At 72.5% G+C, this 15,406-nt stretch carries 12 protein-coding genes; 3 read left to right on the top strand and 9 right to left on the bottom strand.

All coding sequences use genetic code 11. The features are described from left to right. The first annotated feature begins 314 nt into the window (after positions 1-314). The gene (locus CFW40_RS28475; RefSeq protein WP_256331242.1) at positions 315-1,163 is read left to right on the top strand and encodes a helix-turn-helix transcriptional regulator; all 849 of its coding nucleotides are present in this window, start codon (positions 315-317) and stop codon (positions 1,161-1,163) included. 224 nt (positions 1,164-1,387) lie between these two features. Here the strand turns inward: CFW40_RS28475 and dmpI are convergent, their stop codons facing one another. Then, positions 1,388-1,570: a 4-oxalocrotonate tautomerase DmpI gene (dmpI, locus tag CFW40_RS28470; RefSeq protein WP_088800697.1), complete on the bottom strand. Its 183-nt coding sequence runs from the start codon at positions 1,568-1,570 to the stop codon at positions 1,388-1,390. A 172-nt stretch (positions 1,571-1,742) separates the two neighbouring features. Beyond that, positions 1,743-2,672, bottom strand: a complete 930-nt coding sequence (locus CFW40_RS28465) for a LysR family transcriptional regulator (protein ID WP_088800696.1) — start codon at positions 2,670-2,672, stop codon at positions 1,743-1,745. A 218-nt stretch (positions 2,673-2,890) separates the two neighbouring features. On the opposite strand from CFW40_RS28465, the gene CFW40_RS28460 reads away from it, so the two are divergent. Then, positions 2,891-3,481: a GNAT family N-acetyltransferase gene (locus CFW40_RS28460; RefSeq protein WP_088800695.1), complete on the top strand. Its 591-nt coding sequence runs from the start codon at positions 2,891-2,893 to the stop codon at positions 3,479-3,481. A gap of 223 nt (positions 3,482-3,704) precedes the next feature. Here CFW40_RS28460 and CFW40_RS28455 read toward each other — a convergent pair whose 3' ends face one another. The 7 genes from CFW40_RS28455 to CFW40_RS28420 all read right to left on the bottom strand — a co-directional run bounded on the left by CFW40_RS28455 (position 3,705) and on the right by CFW40_RS28420 (position 13,047). Then, positions 3,705-4,277, bottom strand: coding sequence for a dihydrofolate reductase family protein (locus CFW40_RS28455; protein ID WP_088800694.1), 573 nt, complete (start codon positions 4,275-4,277; stop codon positions 3,705-3,707). A 269-nt stretch (positions 4,278-4,546) separates the two neighbouring features. Further along, on the bottom strand, positions 4,547-5,806 hold the full coding sequence (locus CFW40_RS28450; protein ID WP_088800693.1) for a GNAT family N-acetyltransferase: 1,260 nt from the start codon (positions 5,804-5,806) through the stop codon (positions 4,547-4,549). A gap of 172 nt (positions 5,807-5,978) precedes the next feature. Further along, positions 5,979-7,214: an XdhC family protein gene (locus tag CFW40_RS28445; protein ID WP_088800692.1), complete on the bottom strand. Its 1,236-nt coding sequence runs from the start codon at positions 7,212-7,214 to the stop codon at positions 5,979-5,981. A 69-nt stretch (positions 7,215-7,283) separates the two neighbouring features. After that, positions 7,284-8,741, bottom strand: coding sequence for an NCS2 family permease (locus tag CFW40_RS28440; protein WP_088800691.1), 1,458 nt, complete (start codon positions 8,739-8,741; stop codon positions 7,284-7,286). A gap of 411 nt (positions 8,742-9,152) precedes the next feature. After that, entirely contained in the window at positions 9,153-11,564 is a 2,412-nt protein-coding gene (locus CFW40_RS28430; protein ID WP_088800689.1) for a xanthine dehydrogenase family protein molybdopterin-binding subunit, read from the bottom strand. Positions 11,565-11,569: 5 nt separating this feature from the next. Further along, positions 11,570-12,169 carry a (2Fe-2S)-binding protein gene (locus CFW40_RS28425; RefSeq protein ID WP_088800688.1) on the bottom strand — a complete coding sequence of 200 codons (600 nt, stop codon included), beginning with the start codon at positions 12,167-12,169 and terminating at the stop codon, positions 11,570-11,572. After that, entirely contained in the window at positions 12,160-13,047 is an 888-nt protein-coding gene (locus CFW40_RS28420; protein ID WP_088800687.1) for a xanthine dehydrogenase family protein subunit M, read from the bottom strand. Before CFW40_RS28420 ends, CFW40_RS28425 begins: the two co-directional genes overlap by 10 nt. A 275-nt stretch (positions 13,048-13,322) precedes the next feature. Here CFW40_RS28420 and CFW40_RS28415 point away from each other — a divergent pair, with 275 nt between their 5' ends. Then, positions 13,323-15,065, top strand: a complete 1,743-nt coding sequence (locus tag CFW40_RS28415) for a PucR family transcriptional regulator ligand-binding domain-containing protein (protein ID WP_088800686.1) — start codon at positions 13,323-13,325, stop codon at positions 15,063-15,065. Positions 15,066-15,406: the final 341 nt, after the last annotated feature.

Raw genomic sequence — 15,406 nt, 5'->3', positions numbered from 1 at the left:
GCAACGGCACGTGAAGCAACTGGCTCCGCGACGGCAACGGTCGTGCAGTCGGATGCCGTCAGGGGTCGGATGCCGTCAGCTGTCGGATGCCGTCAGATGCCGTCGCGCAGTCAGGTGCAAGGGAAAGGTAAGCCTCCGGTGCGGTACCAGCAGCCCGGTGCGCGGCCCGCCGCGCCGTTTTCCGTGTCCGTCATCGGCCTCCTTCCCCTGTCCGCCTCGCGGTGTCCTGCTCATTGCCGGACCGCTCCCTGCCATCGTGTAATCAGTGGCGCAGGTCTCACCACCCCCGAATGGGGGGAAGCGGAGGTATCGGCGTGCAGCTCGAGCCGGCGGCGGGCGATTCGGTGGACGTACGGGCGGCGCTGTCGCGGCTGCGGCGGGCGAGCGGGCTGCCGGTGGCGTTCGGCGGTCTGCTGTCCGGCGCGGGGCGCTACCGCATCAATGAGCTGGCCGGTACGGAGACCGCGGTGCTGCACGGTCTGGACATCCTGCAGGGCAACGGGCTGGGCGGGAAGGCCGTGGCACTGTCCCGGCCGCTCGCGGTCACCGACTACAGCGCCTCGTCGGTGATCAGCCATGAGTACGACGCGGCGGTGGCCGCGGAGGGGCTGCGGTCGGTGCTCGCGGTGCCGGTGATCGTCCGGCGCCGGGTGCGCGGGGTGCTGTACGGGGCGCTGCGCCGGCCGGTGCGGCTCGGCGACCGGCCGCTATCGGCGGCCGTGGCGGCGGCGCGGGAGCTGGAGCAGGCGCTGGTGCTGCAGGACGAGGCGGCGCGGCTGCTGTCACTGGCCCGGCAGCCGACCGCCGCCGAGCCGACGAGGTGGGAGGAGGTACGGGAGGCGCACGGTGAACTGCGGGCGCTGGCGCAGCGCATCGCCGATCCGCTGCTGCGGCAGGAGATGCTGGCGGCGTGCGGCCGGCTCGCGACGGCCTCGTCGAAGCGGCCCGGGTCAAAGGACCGTGCGGGCCCGGCGCTGTCGCCGCGCGAGGTGGACGTCCTGGCCTGTGTGGCGTCGGGGGCGACGAATGCGGTGGCGGCGGAGCGGCTGGGGCTGCGCCCGGAGACGGTCAAGAGCTATCTCCGGTCCGGGATGCGGAAGTTGGGGGCGCACACCCGGCTGCAGGCGGTGATCGCGGCGCGGCGGGCCGGGGCGCTTCCGTAGGGGCACGTAGGGGCGGTAGGGGCACCTAAGGGGCGGTACTTCCGTACGGGCCGGACACTCCCGTAGGGGCCGTAGGGGCCGTAGGGCCCTGACAGACCCGTAGGGGCCGTAGGGGTCGTACAAGGCCCGGCCCTCCCCTACGAGACGTGTGACGCCTCCGTACGGGGGCACAGGCCGGCCCTCCCCCGTGAAGGCCGGCCCGCTGCTCATCGACTGCCGCTTGGCTACTTGTCGGCGGTCAGCGTTCCCGCCGCGCCCCAGCTGTCGGTGGCAACTTCCTGGATCCAGACCTGCACGGTCTCGGCGGGGATCCGGTACGCGTCCACGAACGCGTCGGTGATCTGGCGGACCAGCTCCCGCTTCAGCTCGACGCTGCGCGGGCCCTGCTGAACGGTGACGATCGGCATGACGGAACTCCTTGGTCGGATGGGGCCGTTGAGAGGCCGGAACGCAGGGGACTCCCCCGTGTTCCGCAGCCGGGTTCCCGGGTTCTCCGCGAGTTCGCGGTGGTTGACCGGCGTGCGCTCAGTCCATCGCGAACGGGCCGTGCGACCAAGAAGCGGATCGCGCACACAGCGATCACCGATCGAGATCGGGCCCCGCGCGGTCGTCCGTCACCGCGCAGGCCCGCAGAAGCTGCTCCACTCCGGCGGGCGGATCGGTACGGCGCACCGCGAGCGAGGTGGTGAGCTCCATGCCCGGGGTACGGAAGGGCAGGAAGGCGACCCTGGGGGTGCTCAGCCGGGCGGCGTGCGAGGCGTAGACGACGGTCCACAGCCCGTCGCTCGCGCCGGCGGCGCCGATCGCCGTCAGGGTGTCGTCCAGCGAGCCGTAGGCGGGCCCCGGGACGGGGGTGAAGCCGGCGCCGTGGCAGGCGTCGACGACCAGGTCGACCAGGGCGCGGTTGTTGCGGCGCGCGGTCAGCACCAGCGGGACGGACGCGAGCGCGGCGAGCGCGACGGTGTCCGGCGAGGCGGCCAGCGGGTGGCGGGCCGGGACGACCGCCACCAGCGGGTCCTGCCACAGCGGCACAAACCGCAGGCCGTCCCGCTCCGCGTCGTGCGGCTCACCGCGGAGGAACGCGGCATCCAGCCCGCCGGACGCCACCCGGGCGAGCCGTTCCCGGGCCGGTGCGGCCACCAGCTCCACCCGGATCTCCGGGGCGAGCCCTGCCAGCGTCTCCAGCACGCGGTCCAGATGGGCGCCCAGGCCGGTACTCGTTCCCACGCGCAGGGTGGCGGCGCAACCGGCGGTCAGCTCGGCGACGACGGCACGGGCCCGCTGCTCGGCGGCGAGCAACGCCCGCGCCTCCGGCAGAAACCGTTCGCCGACGGCGGTCAGCCGCACCTGGCGCGCCGACCGGTCGAACAGCTCGGTCTGCAACTCCCGCTCCAGCCGTCTGATCTGCTGGCTCACCGCCGACTGCACGATGTGCAGCTTCTCCGCGGCCCGCCCGAAATGCAGCTCCTGCGCGACCATGACGAAGTACCGCACCTGCCGCAGCTCCACGCCTCCCCCTTTCCGGCCCGCTCCTGTGAGCCGGCCCCGACCCACCCGGACCGGCTCCCGCCCGCCCGGCACTCCCCCGCCGCCGTTCCGGCACTCCGCCGACCGGTCCGGCACTCCCCGACCGGTCGATCCCCCTTGCCAGTCGCCCCCCTTGCCGGTCGACCCGTTGCCGGTCAATTCCGTTGCCGACCGGATCGCGGTCCGGACATCATCCCCTCATGATCGACGCCACCGCACTCTCCGAGAAACCGGTGCTCACGGGCGACCGGATCCGGCTCACTCCGCTGTCGATACGCCATGCGGCCGCCTTCCACGCCTCCGCCGTCGACCCGGAGACCCGTCGGCTGACCGGCACCCACCATGACTTCACGCTGGAGGAGCTGCAGGTGTGGTGCGACGGCCGGGCCGACTGCCCGGACCGGCTGGACCTCGCCGTCGAGGACCGGGAGTCCGGCGCCTTCCTGGGCGAACTCGCGCTGAACGACATCGATGCCCCCAACGCCCGGGGCGGCTTCCGGATCGCCCTGGTCCCGGGCGCCACCGACCGCGGCATCGGCAGCGAGGCGATCCGGCTGTTGCTGGACTACGCCTTCGACCGGGTGGGGCTGCACCGCGTCCAGCTGGAGGTCTACGACTACAACCCGCGCGCCCGGCGGGCGTACGAGAAGTGCGGCTTCGAGGTGGAGGGCCGGATGCGGGAGGCTCTGTTCTGGGACGGCGCGTGGCATGACGTGCTCGTGATGGCGGCGCTGCGACCACGGCGGGGCGGGGGGCGGGGCGGGGGCCGGGCATGTCGGGTGGATCAATAGGCCGTGGGTCCGGGTGTGCCGTTGGCTGCTGCTCAGTGGGCGCGGACCGGGCCGTTGCTCCCTTACCGGGCGCCGACGCGGGGCGGTCGAGCCGTCTCGGTGGACTCCGCCCTGGTACGCGCGCATGAGCACACCGGCCGGGGCCCGCAAAATGGGCCCCGGACGGCGAACCAGCAGACCACGCCACCGGCCGGGGTGGCGGCACGGCGACGCCGGAGCCTTGTCAGCGGACGACGTCGAAGACGTTCTTCTGCAGGCCGTTGCCGTAGACGTCGTGCTCGACGAGCTTCAGCTTCTGGGTGTCCTTGTCCGTGGTGCTGAAGAGCCGCTTGCCCGCGCCGAGCAGGAGCGGGAAGACGAGCAGGTGGTAACGGTCGATCAGGCCGGCGTCCGAAAGAGCGTGGTTCAGGGAGGCGCTGCCGTGGAGGATGATCGGGCCGCCCGGGGTCTCCTTCAGCGCGGCGACATCGTCGAGGGAGCGCAGGATCGTCGTCTCACCCCAGTTGGACACCAGAGCGTCCTCGGTCAGGGTGGTGGAGACGACGTACTTCGGCATCACCTTGTAGTCGGCGAAGTCCGCCATGTCCGGCCACACCGGGCTGAACGCCTCGTAGCTGGTCCGGCCCATCAGCATCGCGGTGGCTTCCTTCTGCTCCCGGCCCTTGATGTCGAATGCCTCGGCAAGGAAGTCGATGTCGTTGAAGGTCCACCCGGCGTTCCGGTATCCGGGCTCGCCGCCCGGAGCCTCCACGACGCCGTCGAGCGAGAGGAAAGCGGTGCTGATCAGGGTGCGCATGCGGTGTCCTCGGTATCTCGTGTCGAGTGAGCAGCGGATTCGGCCGGTGCGCGGTGCGCCCACACGCGTGACTGCCGCGCACCAGCCATGATCTCTGACTGTGGATCACGGGGGAACTCATCGGTGGCCCTCCGGCCGAGGTACCCCACCGATGGCACGGCGCGCTCACGGTGTCGAGCCCGGTGATCCGGACGAAGGGGCCCGGTGCCGGCCGCACGCTGCGGGCCGGGCCGCACGTCCGCCCCCGGCCCGCGCCCCTGCCCCCTCACTCAGTGATTCTCCCCGGTGAACGGCAGCCACTCGGTCTCCAGGGCGGCGTCCAGGCGGTGGACCGCGCCCGGGGTGTGCTCGGTGGCCAGGCCGGCGTGTGCGAAGTGGCGCAGAGGGGTGCCGCCGAGGTAGCAGGAGGCCAACTCCCGGACGTCCAGGGAGAGGTCGGGGGCTTCGTCGGCGGGTTCCCACGTGGCGCCCTCGGGGCCGGCGGTCAGCCGGAAGCGGCCCGCGTTGGCCGGCAGGACGGTGTCGCGCAGGTCGACGACGAGGTCCACGGGGGCCGCCCAGGAGCGGGCGGTCAGCGCGGCGCGGACGTCCAGCAGCCGGAGCCAGAGCTCGGGTTCCTGGCCGGTGACGCGGAGCTGGTCGCGGTCGGCCGCGAGATGGAAGAGCGGGTCGTCGGCGGGGCGGCCCTCGATCTCGACGGTCGAGGTGAGGTCGATCGACACCAGGTAGGACCACAGGGCGGCGGCGGCCGGTCCGGATTCGGCTTCGAGTTCGGCGAGACGGACCGTGCCGGCGCCGCTCCCGCCGGGGCCGCGGGTGCGGTAGACCGCGTAGCCGCCGGGCGTCTCGCCGGGGGCGCCGAGCACCACCACGTGCGCCGCCCCGAATCCGTCCTGCCCGGCTCTCATACTGGCGCCGTCGAGGTCCAGTGCCCCCCAGCGCCACCAGCTCTCGTCGCGGGTGAACCGGCCGGCCCGCCGCGCCAGGGTCGCGTCGTAGTGCGGGGCGAGCTGGGCGGGTGCCTCGGCCGGGTCGATCAGCCGCAGCGGGCGGCTGTCGGGGGCGGCACGGAGCGCGAGGGGGCGGGTGGAGTCGATCTCGATGCGGCAGCGCTCGGTGGCCGCGCCGAAGCCGTAGCGGCCGTAGATGGCGCTCTCGGACGGCCACAGGCAGGCCAGCGGGCGCCCGTCGGCGGCGCAGCGGCGCCAGAGCTCGTCCATCATCGAGGTGAGGATGCCGCGGCGCCGGTGGGTGGGCAGTACGGAGACGAAGTCCAGTGCGGCGCACGGGAGTCGGTCGCCCGGGACGGAGAGGGTGCGGCGGTGTGCCCCGGCCACTGCGGCCAGCTGTCCGCCGTCATACGCACCGACGCGGAGGCCGGCCCGCAGCATTCCCGCGTGCTTGTGCCGGGTCCTGTCGCCGGGCGTCAGGTGGAAGACGGAGTACGTCACGTCCAGGGCCCGGTCGCAGTCGGCCTCCGGGATGTCGCGGAACTCCGTGGTGGCGCGGGCGTCGTCGTCAGTGGTCACCGGGGGACGCTAACGCGGTGCGCCGGGGCGGTCATCCCGATTTCCGGCACCTCTCGCCGGGCGGCCTCCCGCGCGGCCTCCGACCACCGGACACCGGACACCGGACACCGGGCGCCGGCCACCTGCCGCGCGCCCACCGCGCCCCGCGCCCCGCGCCCCGCGCCCGGCGTCCTCAGGCCACCGACCCGATCCGCCCCACCGGGCGGGCCGTGTCGTGGTGGATGGGGGTGTGCGCGCCGGTCAGGGGTACGCCGGTGCCGCCGCGGCGGTTGGCGACGATTTCGGCGGCGATGGACAGGGCGGTCTCCTCGGGGGTGCGGGCGCCGAGGTCGAGGCCGATGGGCGAGCGCAGGCGGTTGAGTTCGAGCTCGGTCAGGCCGGTGTCGCGCAGCCGCTGGAGGCGGTCCAGGTGGGTGCGGCGGGAGCCCATCGCGCCGACGTAGGCGACCGGGAGCTTGAGCGCCCGCTCCAGCAGCGGGACGTCGAACTTGGCGTCGTGGGTCAGCACGCACAGCACCGTGCGGGCATCGAGGTCCTGGGAGTCCAGGTAGCGGTGCGGCCAGTCGACGACGATCTCGTCGGCGTCCGGGAAGCGGGTGCGGGTGGCGAAGACGGGGCGGGCGTCGCAGACGGTGACGTGGTAGTTGAGGAACTTGCCGACCTTGACCAGTGCGGCGGCGAAGTCGATGGCACCGAAGACGATCATGCGGGGCGCGGGGACGGAGGATTCGACGAGGAGGTGGACGGGCGTGCCGCACTGCTCCCCGGCCGGCTGCGCCGCGCCTTCGCCGCGGGCGTCGTCCTCGGGTGCCGGGCCCGCCCCGATCTCGATCGTCGTGGTGCGCCCGGCGTCCAGCAGGGCACGGGTGAGGGCGGTCGCGGTGCGGTCGAGGGCGGGGTGGCCGCCGAGGGTGCCGGTGTGGCTGCCGTCGGGGCGGACCAGCAGGGCACGGCCGCGGAGCTCGGCGGGGCCCTCGATGATCCGGGCGAGGGCCGCCGCCTCCCCCGTGGCGGCGGCGGCCAGTCCCGCGGCGAGCGTGCGGGCGGTGTCGTCCGCCGGCTCTCCCGGCGCCTGGCCGCCCGCGGGGCGCCCGCCCGTGCGTACCGGCTGGACGAGGATGTCGATGATGCCGCCGCAGGTCAGGCCCACAGCGAAGGCATCCTCGTCGCTGTAGCCGAAGCTCTCCAGGACCGGCTCGCCGGTCCGCAGCGCGTCCTGGCACAGTTCGTACACCGCCCCCTCCACACATCCGCCGGAGACCGACCCGATCGCCGTGCCGTCACTGTCGACGGCCAGGGCGGCTCCGGGCCGGCGGGGCGCGCTGCCGTGCGTGGCCACCACGGTGGCCACCGCGAAGTCGCGGCCCTGCCCGACCCACCGGTGCAGCTCTTCGGCGATGTCCAGCATGTCGGTCTCCTTATGGACGGATGGGGGTCCCGCCCGGGCGAAGCCGGGAGCGGGGGGGAGGGCGGGCGGTTACTTGACGCCCAGCCACTGCTCGATCGGATGGAGCGAGAAGTAGAGAACGAAGATCGCGGTCAGCACCCACATGAAGCCGCCGACCTCGCGCCATTTGCCCTGTGCCGCCTTAATGGCAACGTAGGCGATGACGCCCGCTCCCACACCTGCGGTGATGCTGTAGGTGAACGGCATCAGGACCACGGTCAGGAAGACCGGGATGGACACCGAGCGGTCGCGCCAGTCCACGTGGCCGGCGGCGCTCATCATCATCGAGCCGATGACGACGAGGGCGGCCGAGGCGACCTGGGCCGGTACGAGCTGGGTGAGGGGGGTGAAGAACAGGCAGGCCGCGAAGAGCAGACCGGTGACGACGGACGACAGGCCGGTGCGGGCGCCCTCGCCGACACCGCTCGCCGATTCGATGAACACGGTCTGGCCGGAGGCTCCGGCCACCCCGCCGATCGCCCCGCCCGCGCCGTCCACGAACAGCGCCTTGGACAGGCCCGGCATCCGGCCCTGGTCGTCGGCCAGCTTGGCCTCGGTGCCGACGCCGATGATGGTGGCCATGGCGTCGAAGAAGCCGGCCAGCACCAGGGTGAAGACGATCATGCCGACGCTGAGTGCGCCGATCGAGCCCCAGCCGCCGAATTCGACATGGCCGAAGAGGCCGAAGTCGGGCATGGCGACCGCGCCGCCGCTCAGCTCCGGGGGCGTACCGCCCCAGTCCTTGGCCGTGAGGCCGCCGATCCCGGTCGCGGCGATGGACAGCACACTGCCGGCCACGATGCCGATGAGGATCGCGCCGGACACCTTGCGAGCCTGCAGCATGAAGATCAGCAGCAGGGTGACGCAGAAGAACAGCACCGGCCAGCCGGACAGCTGCCCGGTCGGACCGAGGGTGACGGGGCCGCCCTCGCCCTTGCCCACGAAACCGGCCTTCACCAGCCCCAGAAGGGCGACGAACATGCCGATGCCCATGGTGATGGCGTGCTTGAGGGCCAGCGGGATGGCATTCATGATCATCTCGCGGAGGCCGGTGACCACCAGGAGGCAGATCACCACGCCGTAGACCACACACATGCCCATCGCCTGCGGCCAGGTCATGTGCGGGACGACCTGGGCGGTCAGCGCGGCGGAGACGTTCAGGCCGGCCGCCAGGGCCAGCGGTACCTTGCCGATGAAGCCCATCAGCAGCGTGGAGAGGGCCGCGGCCAGCGCGGTCGCGGTGACCACACCCGCATGCGCGAGGGTGTTCTTCTCCACGTCCGGGGTCGACAGGATCAGCGGGTTGAGCAGGAGGATGTAGCACATCGCCATGAAGGTGGTGATGCCGCCGCGCACCTCTTGCGCAAGCGTCGATCCTCTGTCGGAGATGTGGAAGTACCGGTCGAGCCAGGACCGGCCGGCGGGCTGGCGCGAGCCGGCGCCCGCGTCTTCCGCCGTGGTCCTCGGCTCGGTGGACTGCTGGGTCATGGTGCCTTACTCCCAAGGTTCACAGGGGCACTCGCCGCGAGGTGCGAGATTTGGGATGGATTCCGGCTGCACGACCCGGGGGACGGCCCGAGACGAACGGGGGGTACTGGCTCCGCCGGAGCGGAGCAGCGACCGCGTGGTGCGTGATGCGTGAGGGGACTCCGGGCGGTGAGCTGTGGAGGACGGACAGGGACCCCCCTGACACCCACCGCCCGGAGACCGGTGTCCGGGGTCGCCCCCGGACGGCTTCTAGGGCGTGTCGTTTGGATCAGGGCGGATCAGGGAGCGGGGTCTGGTGCGTGCGATCGCAAGGCGGAGGAGGGAGTCGACGCGGAGCGTCGGCGACTGACGACAACGCGGCGAGCGTGCGTGCCAGACCCCGCGAGCCCGCCATGATCCAAACGACACGCCCTAGGTGCCGGTGAGGTGTTCGGGCCGTACCGGCGTCTTGTTGAGCTCCAGCCCGGTCGCGTTCCGGATCGCCGCGAGGACGGCCGGGGTGGACGACAGGGTGGGGGCCTCGCCGATGCCGCGCAGCCCGTACGGGGCGTGCTCATCGGCGAGTTCGAGCACATCGACCGGGATGGTCGGGGTGTCGAGAATCGTGGGGATGAGGTAGTCCGTGAAGGAGGGGTTGCGCACCTTCGCCGTCTTGGGGTCGACGATGATCTCCTCCATGACCGCCACGCCCAGCCCCTGGGTGGTGCCTCCCTGGATCTGGCCGACGACGGACAGCGGGTTGAGCGCCTTGCCGACGTCCTGGGCGCAGGCCAGCTCGATGACCTTGACCAGGCCGAGTCCGGTGTCCACCTCGACGACCGCGCGGTGGGCCGCGAAGGAGTACTGGACGTGGCCGTTGCCCTGGCCGGTGTGCAGGTCGAAGGGCTCGGTCGGGCGGTGGCGCCACTCCAGCTCCAGGTCGACCGCCTCGTCCTCCAGCACGTCCACCAGGCTGGCCAGCACCTCGCCGCCATCGGTGACGACCTTGCCGCCTTCCAGCAGGAGTTCGGCGGTCGCCCAGGCCGGGTGGTACGTGCCGAACTTGCGCCGGCCCATGTCGAGGACCTGCTCGCGGACGTGCTCACAGGTGTTCTTGACCGCGCCGCCGGTGACGTAGGTCTGGCGGGAGGCGGACGTCGAACCCGCCGAGCCGACCCGGGTGTCGGCCGGCTGGATGGTGACCTGCTGGACCCCCAGCTCCGTACGGGCGATCTGGGCGTGGACGGTGACACCGCCCTGGCCGACCTCCGCCATCGCGGTGTGGACGGTGGCGACCGGCACCCCGCCGACGACCTCCATCCGCACCCGGGCGGTGGAGTAGTCGTCGAAGCCCTCGGAGAAGCCGACGTTCTTGATGCCGACGGCGTAGCCGATGCCGCGGACCACGTCCTCGCCGTGGGTGGTGTTGGAGAGCCCGCCGGGCAGCGCACGGACGTCGGCGCCCGCCCCGGCCGTCAGCCACTGCTGCTCCGGCGGGAGCGGCATCGCCTTGACGCGGCGCAGGAGTTCGGCGACCGGGGCCGGGGAGTCGACGGGCTGGCCGGTGGGCATGATCGTGCCCTGTTCCATGGCGTTGAGCTGCCGGAATTCGACCGGGTCCATGCCCAGCTTCTTGGCGACCTTGTCCATCTGCGCCTCGTAGGCGAAGCAGGCCTGGACGGCGCCGAAGCCGCGCATCGCCCCGCAGGGCGGGTTGTTGGAGTAGAGCGCGATGGCCTCGATGTCGACGTCGTCGACGACGTACGGGCCGACGGCGAGCGAGGAGGCGTTGCCGACGACGGCCGGGGAGGCGGAGGCGTAGGCGCCGCCGTCCAGCACGATGCGGCACTTGAGGTGGGTGAGCTTGCCGTCCTTGGTGGCGCCGTGCTCGTACCAGAGCTTCGCCGGGTGCCGGTGGACGTGCCCGAAGAAGGACTCGAACCGGTTGTAGACGATCTTGACGGGCTTGCCGGTGCGCAGTGCCAGGAGGCAGGCGTGGATCTGCATCGACAGGTCCTCGCGGCCGCCGAACGCGCCGCCGACGCCGGAGAGCGTCATCCGCACCTTCTCCGGGGGCAGGCCGAGGACGGGGGCGATCTGGCGCAGGTCGGAGTGCAGCCACTGGGTGGCGACGTACAGATCGACGCCGCCGTCCTCGCCGGGCACCGCGAGGCCGGACTCCGGACCGAGGAAGGCCTGGTCCTGCATGCCGAAGACGTACTCGCCGGAGACGATGACATCGGCCTTCTTGGCGGCCTCGTCGGCGTTGCCGCGGATGATCGGCTGGCGGTGGACGATGTTGGGGTGCGGGACGTGGCCGATGTGGTGGTCGGTGCGGTGCTCGTGGACCAGCGGGGCGCCCTCGGCGGTGGCGGAGGCCTCGTCGGTGACGACCGGCAGCTCGGCGTAGTCGATCTTGATCTTGGCGGCGGCGCGGCGCGCGGTCTCCGGGTGGTCGGCGGCGACCAGCGCGACCGGCTCACCGTGGTGGCGCACCTTGCCGTGCGCGAGCACCGGCGTGTCCTGGATCTCCAGGCCGTAGTTCTTCACGTCGGTGGGCAGGTCGTCGTAGGTCAGGACGGCGTAGACACCGGAGGTCGCCAGCGCCTCGGAGGTGTCGATCGACCTGATCTCGGCGTGCGCGGTGGTGGAGCGCAGGGTGTAGCCCCACAGCATGTCCTCGTGCCACATGTCCGAGGAGTAGGCGAACTCGCCGGTCACCTTGAGGGTGCCGTCGGGCCGCAGCGTGGACTCACCGATCCCGGCCTTGGTCTGGCCGCCCTGGGTGAGGTTCGTGGGCGTACGGCCCGGAGCCGTCGCGAGGCGGGTCTCCTTGTCTGCCATGGCGATCAGGCCCCCTGTCCGGCGGTCGGGTGCGCGCCGCGGGCGGCCGCCAGCCGGACCGCGTCAAGGATCTTCTCGTAGCCCGTGCAGCGGCAGAGGTTGCCCGACAGCGCCTCACGGATGTCGGCGTCCGACGGGGAGTCGTTGCGCTCCAGCAGCTCGTCGGCGGCGACCAGCAGGCCCGGGGTGCAAAAGCCGCACTGGACCGCACCGGCGTCGATGAACGCCTGCTGGATCGGGGAGAGTTCGGCCCCCTCCCCGGCCTGCGAACCGGCCGGGCGGGCCTGCCACCGCTGGGCCTGGTCGATGCTCGTACCGCAGGTGCCGGAGGCACAGCCGCCGTTCTCGGCGCGCTGCCGGGCGAAGTCCGCCAGGCCCTCGACGGTCACCACGTCGCGGCCCTCGACCTGGCCCGCGGCGACCAGGCAGGAGCACACCGGCACACCGTCCAGACGGACCGTGCAGGACCCGCATTCGCCCTGCTCACAGGCGTTCTTGGAGCCCGGCAGGCCCATCCGCTCACGGAGGACGTGCAGCAGGCTCTCGCCTTCCCAGACGTCGTCGGCCTCCTGCTGGCGGCCGTTGACGGTGAATGTCACGCGCACTGTGCGCTCCTCTCCTTGCCCCGGTAGGACTCCCAGGTCCAGCCGAGGGTGCGGCGCGCCATGATGCCGACCGCATGCCTGCGGTACTTGGCGCTGCCGCGCACATCGTCGATCGGGTTGCAGGCGCCGGAGGCGAGCTGCGCGAACTGCTTGGCGAGGGACGGCGGGAGGGGATTCCCCGACTCCCAGAAGCCGCCCTCCTCCAGCGCCGCGACGAGGAAGTCCTCGGCCTCACGGGCCCGTACGGGGGTGGGTGCGGCGGAGCCGATGCCGGTGCGCACCGTGCGGGTGCCGGGGTGCAGCGCGATACCGAAGGCGCAGACCGCGATGACCATGGCGTTGCGGGTGCCCACCTTGGAGAACTGCTGCGGGCCGTCCGCCTTGGGCAGATGCACCGAACGGATCAGCTCGTCGGGCTCCATGGCGTTGCGCTTGACGCCGGTGTAGAAGTCGTCGATCGGGATCATCCGGCGGCCGCGCACGGATTCCACCTCGACCTCACAGCCGGACGCGAGCAGCGCGGGGTGCGCGTCGCCGGCCGGGGAGGCGGTGCCGAGGTTGCCGCCGACGCCGCCGCGGTTGCGGATCTGCGGGGAGGCCACCGTGTGCGAGGCCAGGGCCAGGCCCGGGAGTTCGGCCCGCAGGTTCTCCATGATCTGCGTGTAAGAGACGGAGGCACCCAGGCGTACGGTCTTCTCTCCGACCTCCCACTCGCTCAGGTCACCGATGCGGTTCAGGTCGAGCAGGTACGCGGGGCGGCGGTGGTCGAAGTTGATCTCGACCATCACGTCCGTGCCGCCCGCGATGGGCACAGCAGTAGGGTGCTCGGCCTTGGCGGCGAGCGCCTCCTCCCAGCTGGCGGGGCGAAGGAAGTCCATCGTTGGCCTCTTCTACGAATTCTACGAAATCGGGTCGTTCGCTACTCATGGTGAGGACGCTGCGCCGGCATCGCCACGGAGTCGTTCATTCATGTCTTGTTCATGGAGATGCGTTCAGTGAACGCGCCCGGCACCCGCCCGGTGCAGTCACCGAAACCATGAAGCGGTTGGCTGGCCACACCACATGTCTTGTAGATTCGAACGAAAGACGAGGCTCGGAAACCTCGCGGCATTCCACCGGCAACACCAGACAGCAAAGAACGGCGGGCGAGGTCATGCGGCTCCGCGCACTCCTGGACACCCATACCCTTGGCCTCCGGCTGCTCGGGGGCGAGGAAGAGCTGGACCGCACGGTACGCGGCGTGATGACCACCGACCTGCGGGACCCCAGCCGCTACCTCTCCGGCGGCGAACTGGTGCTGACGGGGCTGGCGTGGCGCCGTGAACCGGAGGACTCCGAACGGTTCGTGCGCATCCTGGCCACCGCGGGGGTCGCCGGGCTCGCGGCGGGCGAGGCGGAGCTGGGCTCGGTCCCCGACGACCTCGTGCAGGCCTGCCTCCGCCACCGGCTGCCGCTGTTCTCCGTCGTCGAGGACGTCTCGTTCGCCTCCATCACCGAGCATGTCGTCCGCCAGGTCTCCAGCGAACGGGCGGGCGATCTGGCGGCCGTGGTGGACCGCCACCGGCGGCTGATGACGTCGGGCCCCACGGGCGGCGGCCCTGAGGTGGTCCTGGACCTGCTCGGCTCCGACCTTGACCTGCGGGCCTGGGTGCTCTCCCCCACGGGCCGGCAGATCGCGGGCTCCACACTGGCGGACGCCGGGCCCGAGCTCTCCGGTGAACTGGCCGCCCGTCTCGCGGGCGAGCACCTGGCGGCCGCCCGTTCGGGGCGTCGGGGCCCGCATCGCGTCACTGTCGAGGGGAGCACCGCGACGACCGCCGCCGCGGACGAGGCCCGGGGGAAGCCCGAGGAGGGGCGGCGGCCGGGCGACGGGCCGGCGAGCTCCACTTTCTCCCTCTTCCCGATCCGCCACGAGGGCCGTGATCTGCGCCGGACGCTGCTGAGCGACTGGCTGCTGGCCGTCGAGGCGGACGCCGGTGACTGGTCCGAAGAGCGCCTTGACCTGCTGCACGGCGTCACCCAGCTGATCGTCGTGGAACGCGACCGGCGCGATGCCGCCCGTACGGTGCGCCGCCGGCTCGCCCAGGAGGTCCTGGAACTCGTCCAGACCGGCGCTCCGCCCGCCGAGATCGCGGCCCGGCTGCGGGTGGCGGCCCCGGTGCTGCTGCCGGGGCTGGGCGCGGCGCCGCACTGGCAGATCGTGGTGGCCAGGGTCGAGTGGGAGGACGGCGACGTCCCCGGTGGCCCCGTGGCGCAGAGCCTGCTGGAGGAAATGCTGGTCGATCCCGGCACGTTCGGCCCGGAGCCCTCCGACCGCATCGCCGTGGCACACACCGGCGACGAGGCGGTGGCGCTGGTGCCACTGCCCGTCCCGGACGAGCCCGGCGCCCCCTCGGCGGCCGGTCTGCACGCCGATGAGCTGCTGTCCGCCGTCCGGGGGCCGCTCGGCCGCGGTCTGGCGGACGACGGGCGGCTGACGGTCGGGGTGAGCGCCGCGGTCCACTCCGCCGAGGGGCTGCGCGGCGCCCTGGAGGAGGCCCGGCACGCCCGCCGGGTCGCCGCGGCCCGTCCGGGCCGGGTCTGCGCCGCCGGGCACGAGGAGCTGGCCTCGCACGTCCTGCTGCTGCCCTTCGTGCCGGACGACGTCCGACGGGCCTTCACCGCCCGCCTCCTGGACCCGCTGCGCGACTACGACCGCAAGCACCGCGCCGAGCTGATCCCCACCCTGGAGGCGTTCCTGGACTGCGACGGCTCCTGGACCCGCTGCGCCAGCCGCCTCCACCTGCACGTCAACACCCTCCGCTACCGGGTGGGCCGCATCGAGCAGCTGACCGGCCGCGATCTGTCCCGCCTGGAGGACAAGCTCGATTTCTTCCTGGCGCTGCGGATGAGCTGACGACGCGGTCCCGCGTACGGCTCCGCCCCGCGCCGCGGCGCCGTCCGCGTGGCGCCGCCGCGGAGCGACTGCCCGCGCCTGTCGCCCGATCGGGCCCCGCCGTTCGACCCGGCGGGGCCCGATTACGCCATTCGGGGTAACTCGATCGGGCGTCATCACGCGGCCAGTCGTGGTGCCCCGGGCCCGCCGCACGGTGCGGCGATGTGCCCGATCAGGGCCGCGCCGGCGGTCCGGAACGCCCGCCCGGGGATTGTGAATTCATTCACCCACCCCCTTGGCCGGGCGGCGGGATCCGTGCTGAGATGCGCCCACTGCTTCCAACTTCCAGCTCAATGGCGCGC

This window comes from Streptomyces sp. 2114.4, from assembly GCF_900187385.1.
Lineage (GTDB): Bacteria > Actinomycetota > Actinomycetes > Streptomycetales > Streptomycetaceae > Streptomyces > Streptomyces mooreae.
The sequence above is the reverse complement of the archived record's forward strand: the minus strand, read 5'-3'. Positions and strand labels throughout refer to the sequence as shown.